This is a genomic window from Campylobacter sp. 107, from assembly GCF_002383835.1.
Taxonomy (GTDB): domain Bacteria; phylum Campylobacterota; class Campylobacteria; order Campylobacterales; family Campylobacteraceae; genus Campylobacter_D; species Campylobacter_D jejuni.
Genome location: NZ_NXBA01000065.1, coordinates 1 through 1,170, shown reverse-complemented (window position 1 = coordinate 1,170; position 1,170 = coordinate 1). Strand labels below are relative to the sequence as shown.

Here is a 1,170-nt window from a genome sequence, read left to right as displayed (position 1 = left end):
TTTTACAAAACATCCCCTCTATGCTTGAAAGCATTCCTTTTCAAAGAATCTTAAATGAAAGAAAAAACAAATTCGAAAATGCTATAGTAGTTTCTGCAGGACCTAGTTTAGCTAAACAACTTCCTTTACTTAAAGCTTATCAAGATAAAGCAGTGATCTTTTGTGCTGATGGGGCTTTAAGTATGCTTGAAAAAGAAGGTATAGTGCCTGATTATGTTACGAATTTAGATTTTACTGATCTAGCAATGAAATTTTTTCAAAATAAAGAAAATAAAACTTCTTTAAATATACTTTCATGTGCTACGCATCCTAATTTGGTTCATTTTTTAGATAATAAAAGTGTGATTTTAAGAGATGATCCTTTATACCAACGCTTCAATCTTAATGACTTTGGTTATATTGGTACAGGTGCTCATGTGAGTCATTTTTCTTACACTTTAGCTTTGGCTTTGGGATTTAAAAATATTATTATGATAGGGCAAGATTTAGCCTTTGATGAAAAAGGAAATTCACACTCAAAAGGTTTTGATTTTGGGGAGAAATTTAGCGGTGAAGAAAATATAGATAAACTTAAAGTCCCTGCCTATGCAGGTAAAGGAGAAGTTTTAACTCATATTGCTTGGAATGATTATCGTATAAAATTAGAATATCTTTTTGCTTGCAATGATCAAAAGGCTAAATTTTACAATGCTACTGAAGGTGGAGCAAGGATTAATTTCACTGAAGAACTTTCCTTTAAAGAATGTTGTGAAAAACTCCTTACAAAAGAAAAACCCAAATTTGAACTTCCAAAAAGTTTAACTAAAAATAGAAGTGATAAACTCCTAGTTAAATTCAAAGAAAAAATACAAAAAGACCAAGAAAATGCTAAAAGATTTTTAAATGATGCTTTAGCTTTAAAACAAATTTTAGAAAATATACTCAGTAAAGATTTTCTTTTGCCTTTAGAATTTTTAGAAAAAATCTATCAAAATATAGAAAATTTTAATCACTCTTTAGATGAAGATGAGTTTATACAGGATGAAGTTTTAAGAGGAGCTTTTGCTTATCGTGGAAAATTAATTTCCGATGTATTAAAACTTCATATACAAGATAAAACGCATTTCATCACAGCTTATATTAAAGCTTACCATGAATGGTTGCTTTATTTTATAGAAAAACTAGAGCAAA

General features: G+C 28.9%; 1 protein-coding gene. It reads left to right on the top strand.

The genetic code is table 11. The features are described 5' to 3' along the window. On the top strand, positions 1-1,170 hold a 1,170-nt coding region (locus BGS40_RS07435; RefSeq protein ID WP_141085137.1), incomplete at both ends, for a motility associated factor glycosyltransferase family protein.